The 16,000-nt window shown below is 59.2% G+C and carries 18 protein-coding genes and 1 tRNA gene; 10 read left to right on the plus strand and 9 right to left on the minus strand.

Annotated elements, in window-relative coordinates; translation table 11 throughout:
• Window positions 1–129: 129 nt before the first annotated feature.
• Window positions 130–1,305 carry an acetyl-CoA C-acyltransferase family protein gene (locus VOY09_RS14805; protein ID WP_322894609.1) on the plus strand — a complete coding sequence of 392 codons (1,176 nt, stop codon included), beginning with the start codon at window positions 130–132 and terminating at the stop codon, window positions 1,303–1,305.
• A gap of 128 nt (window positions 1,306–1,433) precedes the next feature.
• On the opposite strand, the gene yaaA is transcribed toward VOY09_RS14805, so the two are convergent.
• Window positions 1,434–2,204 (minus strand): peroxide stress protein YaaA, encoded by a 771-nt coding sequence (gene yaaA, locus VOY09_RS14810; RefSeq protein ID WP_322894608.1) that lies wholly within the window; start codon window positions 2,202–2,204, stop codon window positions 1,434–1,436.
• Between the two features lie 67 nt (window positions 2,205–2,271).
• A complete protein-coding gene (gene hspQ, locus VOY09_RS14815) occupies window positions 2,272–2,598 on the minus strand; it encodes a heat shock protein HspQ (RefSeq protein WP_322894607.1) in 327 nt (108 codons plus the stop codon).
• Between the two features lie 204 nt (window positions 2,599–2,802).
• On the opposite strand from hspQ, the gene VOY09_RS14820 reads away from it, so the two are divergent.
• Window positions 2,803–3,390 carry a transglycosylase SLT domain-containing protein gene (locus tag VOY09_RS14820; RefSeq protein WP_322894606.1) on the plus strand — a complete coding sequence of 196 codons (588 nt, stop codon included), beginning with the start codon at window positions 2,803–2,805 and terminating at the stop codon, window positions 3,388–3,390.
• 18 nt (window positions 3,391–3,408) lie between these two features.
• Window positions 3,409–4,026 carry a hypothetical protein gene (locus VOY09_RS14825; protein ID WP_323811289.1) on the plus strand — a complete coding sequence of 206 codons (618 nt, stop codon included), beginning with the start codon at window positions 3,409–3,411 and terminating at the stop codon, window positions 4,024–4,026.
• A 73-nt stretch (window positions 4,027–4,099) separates the two neighbouring features.
• On the opposite strand, the gene VOY09_RS14830 is transcribed toward VOY09_RS14825, so the two are convergent.
• The 4 genes from VOY09_RS14830 to ttcA all read right to left on the minus strand — a co-directional run bounded on the left by VOY09_RS14830 (window position 4,100) and on the right by ttcA (window position 7,807).
• Window positions 4,100–4,708, minus strand: coding sequence for an outer membrane lipoprotein carrier protein LolA (locus tag VOY09_RS14830; RefSeq protein ID WP_322894604.1), 609 nt, complete (start codon window positions 4,706–4,708; stop codon window positions 4,100–4,102).
• Between the two features lie 72 nt (window positions 4,709–4,780).
• Window positions 4,781–5,917 carry an N-acetylglucosamine-6-phosphate deacetylase gene (locus tag VOY09_RS14835; protein WP_322894603.1) on the minus strand — a complete coding sequence of 379 codons (1,137 nt, stop codon included), beginning with the start codon at window positions 5,915–5,917 and terminating at the stop codon, window positions 4,781–4,783.
• Window positions 5,910–6,818 (minus strand): ROK family protein, encoded by a 909-nt coding sequence (locus tag VOY09_RS14840; protein WP_322894602.1) that lies wholly within the window; start codon window positions 6,816–6,818, stop codon window positions 5,910–5,912. Before VOY09_RS14840 ends, VOY09_RS14835 begins: the two co-directional genes overlap by 8 nt.
• A gap of 125 nt (window positions 6,819–6,943) precedes the next feature.
• Window positions 6,944–7,807: a tRNA 2-thiocytidine(32) synthetase TtcA gene (gene ttcA / locus VOY09_RS14845; RefSeq protein ID WP_322894716.1), complete on the minus strand. Its 864-nt coding sequence runs from the start codon at window positions 7,805–7,807 to the stop codon at window positions 6,944–6,946.
• Window positions 7,808–7,891: 84 nt separating this feature from the next.
• Here ttcA and VOY09_RS14850 point away from each other — a divergent pair, with 84 nt between their 5' ends.
• Window positions 7,892–8,434 carry a DUF3833 domain-containing protein gene (locus VOY09_RS14850; RefSeq protein ID WP_416236752.1) on the plus strand — a complete coding sequence of 181 codons (543 nt, stop codon included), beginning with the start codon at window positions 7,892–7,894 and terminating at the stop codon, window positions 8,432–8,434.
• Here the strand turns inward: VOY09_RS14850 and yidD are convergent.
• From yidD to rpmH, 3 genes are read right to left on the minus strand one after another with little or no spacing between them, the layout of a single operon-like run.
• Window positions 8,431–8,652 (minus strand): membrane protein insertion efficiency factor YidD, encoded by a 222-nt coding sequence (gene yidD, locus VOY09_RS14855; RefSeq protein WP_322894601.1) that lies wholly within the window; start codon window positions 8,650–8,652, stop codon window positions 8,431–8,433. The genes VOY09_RS14850 and yidD overlap by 4 nt on opposite strands.
• Window positions 8,649–9,032, minus strand: a complete 384-nt coding sequence (gene rnpA / locus VOY09_RS14860) for a ribonuclease P protein component (protein ID WP_322894600.1) — start codon at window positions 9,030–9,032, stop codon at window positions 8,649–8,651. The genes yidD and rnpA overlap by 4 nt, the downstream gene beginning before the upstream one ends.
• Before the next feature lie 23 nt (window positions 9,033–9,055).
• Window positions 9,056–9,190 carry a 50S ribosomal protein L34 gene (gene rpmH, locus VOY09_RS14865; protein WP_007204042.1) on the minus strand — a complete coding sequence of 45 codons (135 nt, stop codon included), beginning with the start codon at window positions 9,188–9,190 and terminating at the stop codon, window positions 9,056–9,058.
• Window positions 9,191–9,421: 231 nt separating this feature from the next.
• Between rpmH and VOY09_RS14870 the strand changes: the two genes are divergently transcribed.
• From VOY09_RS14870 to VOY09_RS14895, 6 genes are all read left to right on the plus strand, one after another.
• Window positions 9,422–10,144, plus strand: a complete 723-nt coding sequence (locus VOY09_RS14870; protein WP_322894599.1) for a TVP38/TMEM64 family protein — start codon at window positions 9,422–9,424, stop codon at window positions 10,142–10,144.
• A gap of 3 nt (window positions 10,145–10,147) precedes the next feature.
• Entirely contained in the window at window positions 10,148–11,566 is a 1,419-nt protein-coding gene (locus VOY09_RS14875; protein ID WP_322894598.1) for a dihydrolipoyl dehydrogenase family protein, read from the plus strand.
• 15 nt (window positions 11,567–11,581) lie between these two features.
• Window positions 11,582–12,982: a HAMP domain-containing sensor histidine kinase gene (locus VOY09_RS14880; protein ID WP_322894597.1), complete on the plus strand. Its 1,401-nt coding sequence runs from the start codon at window positions 11,582–11,584 to the stop codon at window positions 12,980–12,982.
• Window positions 12,983–13,043: 61 nt separating this feature from the next.
• Window positions 13,044–13,120 (plus strand) — tRNA-Arg (locus tag VOY09_RS14885).
• A gap of 84 nt (window positions 13,121–13,204) precedes the next feature.
• Window positions 13,205–14,554 (plus strand): tyrosine-type recombinase/integrase, encoded by a 1,350-nt coding sequence (locus tag VOY09_RS14890; RefSeq protein ID WP_322894596.1) that lies wholly within the window; start codon window positions 13,205–13,207, stop codon window positions 14,552–14,554.
• 159 nt (window positions 14,555–14,713) lie between these two features.
• Window positions 14,714–15,778, plus strand: coding sequence for an AAA family ATPase (locus VOY09_RS14895; protein WP_322894595.1), 1,065 nt, complete (start codon window positions 14,714–14,716; stop codon window positions 15,776–15,778).
• Window positions 15,779–16,000: the final 222 nt, after the last annotated feature.

The following is a 16,000-nucleotide window of genomic DNA, read 5'->3' on the forward strand; positions in this document are numbered from 1 at the left end:
GCCCCGGACCTAACACGCAAAGGGGCAAAAGAAACGTCCGGCCTTGCGATTTCCCCCGTGCCGCGACGTTGTGGCTTTTGCCACGGGTTCGATCCGCTATGGTCAGTGCAAATCTGAGGGAGGATCACCATGACCGACATCGTTATTCTGGGCGGCGCACGCACCGCGATTGGCACTTTTGGCGGCGCGCTGGCCGGGACCACGCCGATTGAACTCGGGACCGTGGTGGCCAAGGCCGCGCTGGAACGGTCGGGCGTTGCGGGCGCACAGATCGGGCATGTCGCCTTTGGCCATGTGATCAACACCGAACCCAAGGATATGTATGTCAGCCGTGTCGCCGCGATGCAGGCGGGTATTCCCGATTCTGTGCCTGCGATGAACGTGAACCGGCTCTGCGGGTCGGGGGTGCAGGCGATCATCTCGGTCGCGCAATCGCTGATGCTGGGGGATGCGAATTTCGGCCTTGCGGGCGGGTCAGAGAATATGAGCCGGTCGCCCTATATCGTCACCGATCAACGTTGGGGTGCCAAGATGGGCGATATCCGCACGCAGGATATGATGCTGGGCGCGCTGAATTGCCCCTTTGGCACCGGCCATATGGGGATCACGGCAGAGAATGTGGCGGGTGAGCATAGCGTGACGCGCGCCGAACAGGATGCCTTCGCCTTGCAGAGCCAAGAGCGTGCGGCGACGGCGATAGCGGCAGGTTATTTCGACAGCCAGATCACCCCGGTGCATGTCCGCGTCAAACGCGACATGGTCGATTTCATCCGCGACGAACATCCCAAGGCTACCACGGCCGAGGCTTTGGCCGCCCTGCGCCCGGTGTTCCAGAAAGACGGATCGGTCACGGCGGGCAATGCCTCGGGCTTGAATGACGGGGCTGCCGCCATCGTGCTGGCGCGCGCCGATGCCGCAGAGGCTGCCGGGCTGACCCCGCGTTTCCGTATCCTTGGCTATGCCCATGCCGGTGTGCGGCCAGAGGTGATGGGGATCGGCCCCGTCCCTGCCGTGCGGGCGCTGCTGGAAAAGACCGGGCTGAAGGCCGCTGATTTCGACGTCATCGAATCGAACGAGGCTTTTGCCGCGCAGGCGCTGGCAGTCAGCAAGGAGTTGGGGCTGGACCCGGCGAAGGTGAACCCCAATGGCGGCGCGATTGCGCTGGGTCATCCAGTGGGCGCGACGGGGGCGATCATCACGGTGAAGGCGATGTATGAGCTGGAACGCACCGGGGGCAAGCGCGGATTGATCACGATGTGTATCGGTGGTGGGCAGGGCATCGCGCTGGCGATTGAGCGGATTTAGGGCGGCGCGGTGCGTTATCCAGGAAAACAAAATATGGCGTAACCTGTTGATAAATATCCAAATAACAGACAATTGCCAATTGGCAATTTTTCCCTGCCGGTGCAGCCCTGCCCGGTCAGACCAAGATTTCACGTGGGATAGTCGCGGGTAAACACCCATGTATCCCCCTCGGACAGATCGGCATCATAGGCATAGCCGCCGCTCGCGAAATCCTTGATCCCCTCTGCATCCGTCAGGCGGTTTTCCACGATGAACCGCGCCATCGCACCCCTCGCGCGTTTGGCGAAAAAGCTGACGATGCGGGGCCTGTCGTCTTTCACTTCCATGAAACTGGGGGTGATGACACGCAGCCGCAGCGCCTTGCGGTCCACGGCACCGAAATATTCCTGACTGGCACAGTTGATCAGAATGTCGGTGTCGACATCCGCCGCTTGTGCGTTCAGCGCCTTGGCGATGGTGTCGCCCCAATAATCATAGAGCGAGGCTCCCCGGCGGGTTTTCAGCTTGCTGCCCATCTCAAGCCGGTAAGGCTGGATCGCGTCCAGCGGGCGCAAGAGCCCGTAAAGGCCAGACAGAATCCCCAGATGGTACTGCGCCCAGGCCAGATCATCCTCGGATAATGTCTTGGCCTCCAGCCCCTGATAAGTGTCGCCGTTGAAGGCGAGGGCTGCTGGTTTGACGGCATCAGCGGCAGGGTCTGCGGCAAAGGCTTTGAACCGGTCACGGTTCAGGCGCGCCAGATCGTCGGAGATCGACATCAAGTCTTTCAGCTGCGTCAGCGTCAGATTGCGCGCGGTCTTGGCCAGCCGGACGGCATCCTCCTGATAGGCAGGCTGCGTCGGCTGCAGGGAGACAGGGTCCATATCCAGCGATTTGGCGGGGGAGATCACAACAAGCATCAGTCACATCCTTTGGTCATTACTGCGGGATGTAACATGCAAGGCACCGATGACCAGCCCGCAGGCGTCAGTTCAACTGCACCTGAAGCGGGTAAAGACCATCCTCGAACGGGCCGAACAATTCGTCCAGATCGGGGTGGTCCACGGGTTCGCCGGAATAATCGGGCACCAGATTCTGTTCAGAGACATAGGCCACATAAAAGCTTTGCTCATTCTCGGCCAGCAGGTGGTAATAGGGCTGATCCTTGATCGGGCGGCTATCCTCTGGGATGGCATTGTACCATTCGTCAGTATTGTCAAAAATGGCATCCACGTCGAAGACCACCCCGCGAAACGGGTGTTTGCGATGGCGGACAACCTGTCCCAAATGGTATTTCGCGTGCTTTTTGAGCATATTCCGACACCTTTCAAAGCATTATATGGAGTTTTCCGGGGGGAAGTCCACGCCTGACGCGTGATCATCTCGCGCGGCCAGCGCGGTCTGTCACCGCGCTTTTCGGCATAACCCCGCTGTTTGTGATCAGATCATCCAGCCTTAGGCATTTTCAGCCGGGTGTTTTCACGCTATGGTGTAAAAAAACAATATATGGCGACGGGCATGAGCAGATATCTCCGCGCACTGGCACTCTTGGTGTTCCTTGGCAGCTGCGGCGGCAGTGGGAACTTCTCGGCGCCGCGCAATCTAAACGACGCTTGCAGCATTGCGAGCGAAAGACCGCATTATTATCGCGCCTTTCAGGCGGCAGAGCGTAAATACGGCGTTCCGGTGCCGACGATGATGGCGATGATGTATCAGGAAAGCAAATTCATCGGGGATATCCGGCCACCGCATACCTATGCGCTGGGGGTGATCCCGATTGGCCGCCAGTCATCGGCGCTGGGCTATTCGCAGGCGCTGGACGGCACCTGGCGGGAATATCAGCAACAGGGCGGCGGCAGTCGTTCGCGGCGCGATAACATCAATCACGCCACCGATTTCATGGGCTGGTACATGACCAAGACCGTGGCAGAAACCGGCGTGCCGCTGAATGATACGCGCAATCAATATCTGGCCTACCACGATGGACGGCAGGGTTATCTGCGCGGCACATGGCGGTCCAAGGCCTGGCTGATCCGTGTCGCGGATGCGGTCGCGTCGCGCGCGGTCATGTATGATGCGCAGCTGCGGGCCTGCCGCAGACGGTAATCTGATCGTATAGGAAACATGACGATGGTCTATGGTAAGCTGATTGCAGCTGGTCTTTTCGGACTGACATTGGCCGCACCGGCGATGGCAGAAACGGTCAGTTGCACGACCAATATCGAGGGCGAGCCCTACGAGATATTCTATGACGATTCTGAGCCCTATTATTCGTCCTTCCGGGAACGGATCTTCAGCCGTGGCACCTGCCCCGGTGCCGTTGTGGTGGCCTATCTGACGCCAGAGCTGACGCAGGAAGAACGGCAGGTGTTCTGTTCCAACTACGATTCGGCGACCCGCAGCCATTCCATGCCTGCCCAAGGGCGGCGCGATGCTTACGGTCGATGCGTGGAACCGTCGCGCACGTGTCGGGTGGTGAACACCACGCGCGATCAGGCGATGAATCTGGTCGGGCTGGGCAATGAGGTGGAAGATGCCACCGTGACCAGCCGCTTGTCATCGACCGTGTCTGCTGTGACCCATAGCTCGGGCGCGATGGTGCTGTCGGGCACGTCGAGCACGATCACCGGGTTGCTGTCATCGGCTGGCGCAGCTGTCGGTGCGCCTGTCATGCTGGCAGGTGCGGCAGCGAGTGTCGTGGTGATCGGCGGCGCGGTCTATCTGTGCGGGGAAGATGATTGATCGGGCGGCCTACGCAACCCTGACAGAAAAAGGGCGCCCCCGCAGGGCGCCCTTTTTCGTGTGACTGGCCGGTTTATTCGAATCCACGCCGGCGCATCTCGGCATTGATGTTGAACATGATGTCGCCGATATCGCCGCCGGCCTGCAGATCGTTCAGAACCAGCGTGGTCTGACTGCCCATGTCATCGGTGATGATCCATTGCCGCAACTCGACCGGGTTGGCGGTAAAGACCAGCTGAATATTGCCATATTGCGGATTATCGGGGTCCTGTGCGGTGACCGTCGTGGTCGTACCGTCAGATGTTGTGCCGGTGACCATGCGTGCCGCGCTCAGGTCCACATTGCGTTGCAGAATGATGTTCAGCGGTGTCTGATTCAGCGGATAGCGGTCCGGCCCGGCGTTGGAGCGGGGATCAAAGATCGCGACCTGCCCGCCGCTGGCCATGACCAGCGATTCCTCGGGCGGGTTATATTCAAACCGGATCCGGCCGGGGCGTTTGATGTAGATTTGACCGGTCGACAAGGTGCCGTCGCCGTTGATCTGGGTAAATCCCCCCTGTGCCGTCTGCAATTGGTTCAGATAATCGGAAATCTGCGGCAGGGTCAGCTGCTGCGCCGAGGCGCCGACAGCAAAGACCGACAGGGCGAAGGTCATAAGAAGGGTGATGATGCGCGTTTTCATAGGCAATACCTCTGTAGCTTGAAGGGCTTTTGCACCCTGTTGATCTCGGCCACAACAGCAGGTGGTCCTGCGCTAAGCGATATCATGCCGGATGTTTCCCGATAACGGCTGCAACATCAGGTCTGCGTCCAGCCAGATCAGATCGGACAGCGCGCGCCCGGTGACAGAGCCCAGATGGGCAGCCCCGAGCAGGTCTGCCGGGGCGGTGATGACCATCTGCAGCGCCTGTTCCAAGGGCAGCCCGACCGGGCCTGCCAGCCGCTGCAGGCCGGACAGCATGGTGCAATGCGCGCCTGCCAGATTGCCCTCGGCATTGATCAGCCGCCCGTTTTGCAGACGGATCGTCTGGCCGTAAAGGTCGAAGTGATCCGGCCCGCCGACCGTGGGCATCGCATCGGAGACCAGCATCATCCGCCCGGCGACAGGGCGCGCCCGACAGGCCAGCGCCACCATCGCATCCGCCACATGCACGCCATCGCAGATGATCCCGACATAGGCGTCACTGCTGATCGCAGCCCCCACCAGCCCCGGCGCGCGGCCCTGCATCTGCGACATGGCGTTGAACAGATGGGTCACCGACCGCGCGCCTGCGGCAAAGCCAGTCCGTGCCTGATCCGCCGTTGCATCGGAATGCCCCAAGGAGACGATCACACCCATTGCGGTCAGGGCAGTGATCTGACCGGGGCTGACGATTTCTGGCGCGAGGGTGATCATGATGGCGACATCGGCGCGGCGCAGGTCGCGGATGATCTGCATCGTGGCGTCATCCAGCGGGCGGATATAGGCCTCTGCATGGGTCCCCCGGCGTGATAGCGCGATATGCGGGCCTTCGATATGCAGCCCCGCGAAACCGGGCAGATCACGCGAAGCGAGGACGGCCTGTGCAGCGCGGCCCAGCACCGCAGGCGTGTCGGTGATCACGGTCGGCATCAGTGCCACCGTGCCGAACCGGCGATGCGCTGCGATGATCGCCTTGATCCCCGCCAGATCGGGCGCATGGTTGAACAGCACCCCGCCGCCGCCATTGACCTGCAGATCAACAAAGCCGGGGCTCAGGACCCCCGGCACGTTCCGGCGCGGCTGATCCTGCGGCACATCGGCCAGATCACAGATCGCCGTGACCTGCCCAGCCATGACGCAAAGCGCCTTGTCCTGATGCAGGCGCCCGGCGTCAAAGACCTGCGCAGGGATGATCCAGCCATCATCCATGCGCCACCTGCCAGGCCGCATAGGCGGCACCACGTGCGCCACTTTCCGCGCCGCCTGCCGCGCGCAGGATCACCGGGCTGGCGAAACCCTGAAACTGTGCCTGCGCGACGGCAATCGTCAGATCACTGGCAAGGTCGGGAATATCCGACATCCCGCCGCCCAGAACGATGCAGGCGGGATCGAGCGTCAGCGTCAATGTCTGGATCAGGTCAGCAGTCAGCGCGCACCAGACCCGCCAGACGGCCTGCATCCGGCGGTCTGTGCCGCGCGCCGCGATGATCTGAGGGGCGGTCAGAGCCCTGCCGGTCATCATCGTGGCAATCCGTGCCAGCCCTGCCCCGCTGATCAGCGTCTCGATACATCCCTGCCTGCCGCAGGGGCAATCCAGCACCGGCAGCCCGTGCCGCTGCACCAGATGCGCGGGAGCGGCGATATGGCCGACTTCACCGCCGGTGCCGCTCACCCCGCCCTGCAACATACCAGACTGCACGAAACCGCCGCCGACACCGGTGCCCAGCACCAGCGCGAAGACGCTGTCATAACTGCGGCCTGCGCCAAAGACCGCCTCGGACAAGGCCAGCGCGCGGCTGTCATTGAGATAGGTGACAGGGCGGTCCAGCGCGACGCTCAGATCCGATGGCAAAGGCTGACCAGTCGCGGCAAGATTGGCCGCCAGGACAAGCCCGTCACGCGGATTGACCGCACCTGCGGCACCGATGCCGATTGGCAGGGGCTGGCCCGCGATCTGATCGGCCCAAAGGGCAAGGTCCTGCAATGCCGCGCAGAGCGCCGGATAGCTGTCCGGCGTGCCGACGCGCCGCCGTTCGACCAGCGCCCAATCCGCATCAAAGACCTGCGCTTCGATTTTGGTGCCGCCCAGATCAATGCCCAGCGCGATCATTGCGCAGTGCGGAAACAGGAGGGATGACAGAGGCGTCTCATAGCGAAGAGTGATGCCGCAAAGGCGGGTCGGCATCAAGCAGAGCTTGCGGGCAGGTTGCGGTTCAGTTTCTTGCGGCAGGACCGTCAGATCTGCGGTGGATCGGTGCTCGGCAGGCCCGTCGCAAGGGCCGCAAAATCAAACAGCTTGGGGTCGAGCAGATGTGAGGGCCGCGCATTCATCAGCGCGCGGAACATCACTTGCCTGCGACCGGGGCTGTTTTTCTCCCAGCCATCAAGGATCTGCTTGACCTGCTGACGCTGCAAACCGTCCTGCGACCCGCACAGATCGCAGGGGATGATCGGATATTGCATCGCTTGTGCGAATTTTTCACAATCCACCTCGGCCACATAGGCCAGCGGACGGTAGAGGAACAGATCGCCTTCTTCGTTCACCAGTTTCGGCGGCATGGTCGCAAGGCGGCCACCATGAAACAGGTTCATAAAGAACGTCTCAAGGATATCATCGCGGTGATGGCCCAGCACGACGGCGGAACAGCCTTCTTCGCGCGCGACACGGTAAAGATTGCCGCGCCGTAGCCGCGAACACAAAGCGCAGAAGGTGCGCCCTGCCGGCACCTTGTCCATGACGATGGAATAGGTGTCCTGATATTCGATCCGGTGCGGCACGCCCATGCGTTCGAGAAATTCCGGCAGGACTGTCGCGGGAAAGCCCGGCTGTCCCTGATCGAGATTGCAGGCCAGCAGATCGACCGGCAGCAGGCCGCGCCATTTCAATTCATGGAGCACGGCGAGAAGGGTATAGCTGTCCTTGCCACCCGACAAGCAGACCAGCCATTTGGGCGTGGTGCCGTCGCTGCGCCGGTCGATCATGGCGTATTGGTCTATCGCCTCGCGCGTCTGGCGCACGATCCGTTTGCGGAGCTTTTTGAACTCCGTCGTGCTGGGCGCGCCTTCGAACAGCTTGTGGATTTCGGATTCATCTAACATGCGCGGGATATGCCAGAGGATCGCCTGTCTGCCTAGAGGCATCCGAACAGCCGCGCAAAGCGTATCAATGAAAACCCGGAGAATATGATGCGCCTGATTGCCTTTGTCGCCCTGCTGTTTCTTGCTGCCTGCACCGGCAAACCATCCTTCGATGATCCGGCGCTGAGCGACAGGCAGCTGAATCTAGAGGAATTCTTTGACGGTGATTTCGTCGCCTATGGCCAGTTTCAGGATATCCTTGGCACCGTGCGGCGCAGTTTTGTGGTAAACATCGCCGGTGATTGGGATGGCGAACGTCTGCGGCTGGTGGAGGATTTCGTGTATGAGGACGGGTCCACCGAACAGCGGATCTGGACCTTGGTCAAGACCGGCCCGGATACTTGGGAAGGCACAGCGCCGGGCGTGATCGGCACAGCGACCGGGCGCGAACAGGACAATCGGTTCAACTGGCAATATGAGATTGATCTGCCGATCCCGTCAGCCGATGGCACGGCAGAGACTTTGCGCGTCACGTTTGACGACTGGATGTGGCTGCTGACAGAGGATCGTTTGCTCAACCTCGCCTATGTCAAACGTTTCGGGTTCGATATCGGCACGGTGACGATTTCATTCGAAAAGCTGAATTAATCCGGCACGTTATCAATGCCGCTGCCGCCCCAGGGATGGCAGCGCAGGATGCGACGGATCGTCAGATAACCGCCCTTGATCGCGCCATGTTTTTCCAGCGATTCCAGCGCATAGGCCGAACAGGTCGGGTGATAGCGGCAATTGAACCCGACCCAAGGTGAAAAGATCAGCCGGTAGGCGCGGACTGGCAAGGCCAGAACATAGGCCAGCGGTGTCATGTATGCACCTTGCGCAAGGCGCGGCGCAGATCGGCGACCAGCGTGTCAAAGGGTAAAGTTGCGGTGATCCCATGCCGTCCGACCAGCACGTAATCCCAGCCGTCGCGCCCGTGTTCCGGCAGGACCAGCCGCGCGACCTCGCGCAGGCGGCGTTTGGCGCGGTTGCGGGCCACCGCATTGCCGACTTTCTTGGAACAGGTGAAACCGACGCGCAGGCCATCGGCCTCACCTTCCGCGCGTTTGCGCGCTTGCAGGTGAATGCCCGGCGTGCCTTGCCGCAAAGCGTTGGAGGCGCGGACAAAATCGGCGCGTTTGGTCAGGACCTGCAGACAAACGGAAACCGCCGGAAGCCCTGTCTTAGGCGCAACCGGCGGTTTCAAAACGCTCAAGTCGAAAGCGGCGCTTACGCGCTCAGCTTTGCACGGCCTTTGGCGCGGCGTGCATTCAGGATCTTGCGACCAGCTTTGGTGGCCATGCGTGCGCGAAAGCCGTGGCGGTTCTTGCGAACCCGGTTGGATGGTTGGAACGTACGCTTCATCGCGTGTCCTCCGGTTGAAGGCCAAACCCTGAACAGGATTCGAGGCCGTACTACATTTCAGACCTGCTCCTTAGAGGGGGCATGACGCCCTGTCAACGCGGTTGGCCCAAGATTTCTAAGCCGGGCGGCTGAAACATCCCGACACGGCACATCAATGCGGCGTGATACGGCTATCGCGTATGGCACAATGCAGGCATCAAGACCGCAACTGCCGATGACCGAAAGTTTTTCATGTCTGATCAAGCCGAAAACCCCCTGCTGCGCAAGCTGCCGCTGATCGTGATTCTGATCGTCGCGCTGGCTGGCGCATTTTACCTGCGCGACTATCTGACCTTTCAGGCGCTGGCCGACAACCGCGAGGCTTTGCTGGCCTTTCGCGATGAAAATTATCTGCTGAGCGTGCTGGGCTTTATCGCCGCCTACATCGTGATCGTCGCCTTTTCCCTGCCCGGTGCCACGATTGCCACGCTGACCGGGGGTTTTTTATTCGCGACCTTCCCCGGTGCGCTGTTCAACGTGATTGGTGCGACTTTGGGCGCGGTCATCATCTTTCAGGCGGCCCGCTGGGGGCTGGGGGAAAAGCTGGCCGCGAAAATGGAAGCCTCTGACGGGATGGTCAAACGGATCAAGGACGGGATCGACGCCAATCAATGGGAAATGCTGTTCCTGATCAGGCTGGTCCCCGCCGTGCCGTTCTTTGTCGCCAATCTGGTGCCTGCCTTGGTCGGGGTGCCGCTGGTCCGATTTGCGATCACCACCTTTCTGGGGATCATTCCGGGCGGTGTGGTCTATACTTCGGTCGGTGCTGGCTTGGGCGAGGTTTTTGCCCGTGGCGAGACGCCCAATCTTGGCATCATCTTTGAACCGGCCATCCTGCTGCCTATCTTGGGTCTGTGCGCCTTGGCCGCACTGCCGATCCTCATCAAAGCCCTGCGGGGCAAGAAAGGTCTTTAGATCATGAACCGGATCAAGACGGATATCTGTATCATCGGTGCAGGCTCTGCCGGGCTGTCGGTCGCGGCAGGGGCGGTGCAGATGGGCGCCAAGGTGGTGCTGATCGAAGGCCATAAGATGGGCGGCGATTGCCTGAATTATGGCTGTGTGCCGTCCAAGGCGCTGATCGCCTCGGCCAAACAGGCCTATGCGATGGGGCATGGCGCGCCTTTGGGGATCGCCGCGGCCCAGCCGCAGGTCGATTACGCCGCCACCAAGGACCATATCGCCGATGTCATCGCCACCATTGCGCCGGTCGATAGTGTCGAGCGGTTTGAAGGGCTGGGTGTGCAGGTCATTCAGGACTTCGCCCGGTTCATTTCCAAAACCGAGGTGCAGGCCGGTGACAATGTCATCACCGCGCGCCGCTTTGTCGTCGCGACAGGGTCCGGCCCCTTGGTGCCGCCGATCCCCGGTCTGGCGGATGTCACTTATTACACCAATGAAACTTTGTTCGACCTGCGTGAAAAGCCGGATCATCTGATCATCATCGGCGGCGGCCCGATTGGGATGGAAATGGCGCAGGCGCATCGGCGGCTCGGCTGCACGGTAACAGTCATTGAAGGTGCCAAGGCGCTTGGCAAAGATGATCCCGAAACTGCCGGTATCGTGCTGCATACACTGCGCGATGAAGGTGTGACGATCATCGAGGATGCACAGGCCGAGAATGTCAGTGCCGAGGGCGACCAGATCACGGTCCAGACGCCGAAAGGTGCCGTGACCGGATCACACCTGCTGATCGCGGTCGGGCGCAAGGTGAATGTCGACAAGCTGGGCCTTGAGGACGGCGGCATCGCTTACAACAGCAAAGGGCTGAAGGTCGGCCCCAATCTGCGGTCTATCACCAACCGGCGGGTCTATGCCGCCGGTGATGTCGCTGGTGGGCTGCAATTCACCCATCTGGCGGGCTATCACGCCAGCGTGCTGATCCGGTCGCTGGTCCTTGGCCTGCCGTCAAAACAACGCACTGACCATATCCCTTGGGCCACCTATACCGACCCTGAACTGGCGCAGGTCGGCCTGACCGAGGCACAGGCGAAAAAGAAATACGGGCCAAAGCTCGAGGTCGTCCGCGCCGATTTCCACCACAATGACCGGCTGATCGCCGAACGCAAAACCAAGGGGCTGATCAAGGTCATGGTGGTCAAAGGCCGCCCTGTCGGCGCGTCCATCGCTGGCCCGATGGCCGGCGAGCTGATCGGGATCTGGGCCATGGCCATCGCCAATGGCATGAAAATGTCTGCCATTGCCACGACAGTTTTGCCCTATCCGACCGTAGGAGAGGTTAACAAACGGGCTGCAGGTGCTTATTTTAGCCCAAGACTTTTTGAAAACCCCATTGTAAAGCGGGTTGTCGGTCTGGTGCAGCGGTATCTGCCATGACCTTTGCGAGGCGGAATGATCAATTCTCTTTCAGGGCGATTTCTGATCCTCACGATCGTCTTCGTGATGATCGCCGAGATTTTCATTTTTGTGCCCTCCGTCGCGCGATTTCGCGAAGATTATCTGCTCGCCCGGCTTGAACGCGCGCAGATCGCTTCGCTCGCGACCGAAACCGATGGGATGATCAGCCCCGAATTAGAGGCTGAATTGCTGCGCAACGCCGAAGTCTATAACGTCGTCCTGCGCCGTGATGAGGTCAGGCAGCTTGCCCTGTCCTCGCCCGTGACCAAGACAATCAGCGCAACCTATGATATGCGCGACCCGTCCGGCCTAGTCCTGATCGCGGATGCGCTGCGCGCGCTTTTGCAAACCGAGGACCGGATCATCCGCATCATCGGCAATCCGGTGCGCGACGGCGGGCTGCTGATCGAAGTCACGATGGACGAACGCCCGTTGCAGAGTGCCATGCGCGAATTTGGCCGCAACATCCTGATCTTGTCTGCCTTCATTTCGATCATGACCGCCAGCCTGCTGTTTTTCGCGGTTCAGATTCTGCTGGTGCGCCCGATCAAAGGCGTCGTCGGGCATATGCAAAATTACGCCAAAGCGCCGGAAGATGCGCGCCAGATCATCACACCGGTCGCCAAGGTCCGCGAATTGCGTGACGCCGAAGTGGCGCTGCAGATGATGCAGACCCAGCTGACCGGCGCTTTGCGGCAGAAAGAGCGGTTGGCGCAGCTGGGCGGGGCTGTCGCCAAGGTCAGCCATGATTTGCGCAATATCCTCACCTCGGCGCAATTATTCACCGACCGGATCGGCGGCTCGGATGATCCTTTGGTGCAACGCATGGCGCCGAAACTGGTCAATTCCATCACCCGTGCGGTCAATCTATGCGAAACCACGCTGGCCTTTGGCCGGGTCGATGAACCTGCCCCGGCCTTGGCGCGCGTGAACCTTGCGCGCATCGTCGAGGATGTGATCGACAGCGAAAGACTGGCCGCCGGCGATTACCCTTTGTCTTTCGCCGAAGATATTCCCGCCACGCTGACTCTGCGCGCTGATGGCGAACAATTATACCGCGTGATCTTCAACCTTGTGCGCAACGCGCGTCAGGCGATCATGGCGACAGGTGAGCCTGGCGAAATCGGGCTGCGCGCTGATGAAGACGAACTGGTCTGGCGCCTGACCGTCAGCGATACCGGCCCGGGCATGCCGCATAAGGCGCAGGAACATCTGTTCCAGCCGTTCCAGGGCGGTGTGCGCAAGGGCGGCGCCGGTCTGGGCCTGGTGATCGCCGCCGACCTGATCCGCGGCCACGGCGGGCGGCTGGAACTGCTGGAGACCAGCGACAAAGGCACCACCTTTGTGATCCAACTGCCGAAAGCCGATCTGGCACTGGCGGAAGCGGCGCAATAGCCAAGAAATCCGTTTTGCCCCTTGCATCACCCGGCCACTGAGTCTAAACGCACCGACACGCGGATTGGTAGCTCAGTTGGATAGAGTACTTGACTACGAATCAAGGGGTCGGGGGTTCGAATCCTCCCCAGTCCGCCACTAAAACCCCATCTTATCGTTAATTATCAATGGGTTAGGTAGTGTCTTGGCGTTGCCGTAGGTAACACAAGAGGTTACACATCCGTGGTAATATTGATTGAAGCAGGGGCCTTCCGTGTGATGTGCAAGTACATCGAACTCAAGAAGAACCGATGGTACTATCGCCGTAGAGTACCGGATGACGTGCAGCATCTTCATCGTCACCCGGCGACCAAGAAGCCTCAAGGTCAGCTCTATTTCAGCCTGAAAACGTCAGACAAGAACACAGCCGCCAAGTTGGCTGATGGCCAGACAAGGAGGCTTGATGCCCTCTGGAGAGCCCATAGGGACGGCTCCGGCTATGATGCAGACCCGCTTGCATCTCTGGCTACCTTGGAGCGGGCAGGGCTACAGCAAGGCGATGGTAAGCGGCACCATGGTCGTGATGCGATCACCTCATTTGTTGACGCATTGGTGGGCCAATATGATCAAGATGAACCACGCCCAATACCATCCCGCCAAGACCGACTGACGTTAGACATTCTGAGTGGGGGAAGCATCCCCCGAACGCTGACCGATGCGAAAAACAAACACTTCGAGCTTGGCAAGGGGCCAAAAAGCAAAAGTGGCCAACAGCAGTTCACGAGAGCTTGGAACTTACTGTTGGACATAACTGGCGACATTATCGTTGCCGACGTCAGACGGAAGCACTGCAACGAGTTCGTAAGCCGTTTGATCAAACAGGGTGTAAGCGCCGAAACCATTAAGCGCTATCTGTCCCAAATACGTCCCGTCATCAGCACAGCCATTGTTGAGTTCGAACTTAATATTAGCAACCAATTCAATGATTTAGAGATTGCAAACCAAGGAGAACCACCGAGAAAGCCCCGTGACACGTTCACTTCGGCAGAGCTTGTAGCTATCAAGAACCGCTGCCACGAACTGGATGATGAACGGCGCTGGGCCATCGCAATGCTCTCGGACACCATGTGTCGATTAGCCGAGATCATTGGCTTGCGAAAAGCGGACGTCTTCCTCGATGCTGCCATCCCCTACATCCATATTCGACCCACGGCTGATCGAAGGCTTAAGACCAAAGGGTCAGAACGTATGGTACCACTGGTCGGTGAGGCTCTCTGGGCCTGTCGCAAAGCCATGCAGACAAATGGACCATTCCTGTTTCCAATATTCCAACCCAAAGGGCAGGGAAAAGACTTCAACCCCGGTACGGCCTCTGCTGCGCTCAACAAGTGGCTGAGGGACAATAAGCTGGCGGGCAAGGAACAGACGCTACACAGCCTGCGCCACACCATGAGGGACCGCCTGAGAAATGTGGAGGCACCATCAGACCTGATCGACAGGATCGGCGGTTGGACAACCAAAGGCGTCGGAGAAGGCTACGGAAAAGGTCATGGTCTTGAGGTCATGCAAAAGTACATGAGGCTCTGCACATAAGACCTTCACTGCTCAGATGGAAACAGGCAGATAGGCTGCATTGAATCAGTCCAAAGCAGCTTGATCTGACGGTGTGACAACAAAGTGCCTGAATAGGAGAGAGAACCACCGCTCCTCCAGCCGCTAAACGGCTTCAGTCACCTTTTGAGGAAACATCCTATGACAACCATGACACTATCAACCCTTCGCAGTTCGTCTGCGGAGGAGCTTCTTGCACGTTCATTTCGCGAACGCCAACCCATCATTCAACCGTGGCTCAGAACTGAGGAGTCAGCCGTCATCTGGGCTGCATCTGGTGTCGGCAAGACCATGCTCTGCCTGAGCGTAGCCTTGGCCGTAGCCGGTGGTGGCGCTGTTGGTGACTGGGATGCACCAGAGCCCCGGAAGGTCCTGTACATCGACGGGGAGATGAACATTCAGGACATTAAGGAACGCATAGAAATTCTATGTGCTACGGGAGGTATTCTCACGACCAAACGTAAACGCACTGTTGCCTTGAAGAACCTCACCATACTTGCCCGACAAGATCAGAACGTGGGTCAGCCATTCTATGATTTGACGGACCCTGACGCTCAGAATGAGATACTTCGTCGTGTCAGAGTCGGCAAATTCGAGCTGCTAATTCTCGACAACTTCACCACCCTGACGGACGGTCTAGAAGACGAGAATGCATCCGTCGCCTTCAAGCAAGTCCAAGACTTCTTCCTTAACCTCAAACGAATGGGTATCGCGACCATCCTTGTTCACCACTCGAATAAGAACGGCGGAGCCATGAGAGGATCAACCGCACTTGAAACAACCTTTGAAGTTATCATTGGGCTCAAGAAGCCGTCCATAAGCCGCCCCGGTCAGTCGAGCTTCATAGCTGATTTCGGCAAGTACAGGTCCAAGGGCGACAATCGTTTGGCACCAAGGACGTGGAAACTTGAAGAGGACGGATGGAATGTCAATGAGGAGCTTCCAGAAAACGCTGAAGACGACCCCTATATCAAAGCCCTCAAGTCGGGCAACTATATCAGTGCGGCTGAGATTGGTCGGGCGTTAGGCGTTGATCGTTCAACCGTAAAGCGTCGGCTTGACCGGTACATTGCAGCTGGAGATTTAAAAGCGACTGACCCTCAAACATACTACTCCCGAGCCAAGGCCATGCGGCATGTCGACCTTGATGGCCTTTCTTACTTCAGCCCAGTGGACGAGGACGAGACCTTAGACGAAGCCTTCTAGAAACACTCGAGAGAGGTTTTACCTCTCGAGTAGGACCATGCTGATGCAACGTGTTGCGCTGTTGTTTTTGTTAAGAGCAACGCAACACGCAACCAATATTGTTTTGCACTCAACAAGTGTTTGCTTGTCTACCTCCGGTTCAACCTAGGTCATGTTGACAAAAGACGCAGCCAGAGGCGGATCGAAACGATATCGATGAAGCCCAGAAAGCTTTCTGCTGTT

The organism is Yoonia sp. 67-2 (assembly GCF_035117555.1).
Taxonomy (GTDB): domain Bacteria; phylum Pseudomonadota; class Alphaproteobacteria; order Rhodobacterales; family Rhodobacteraceae; genus Yoonia.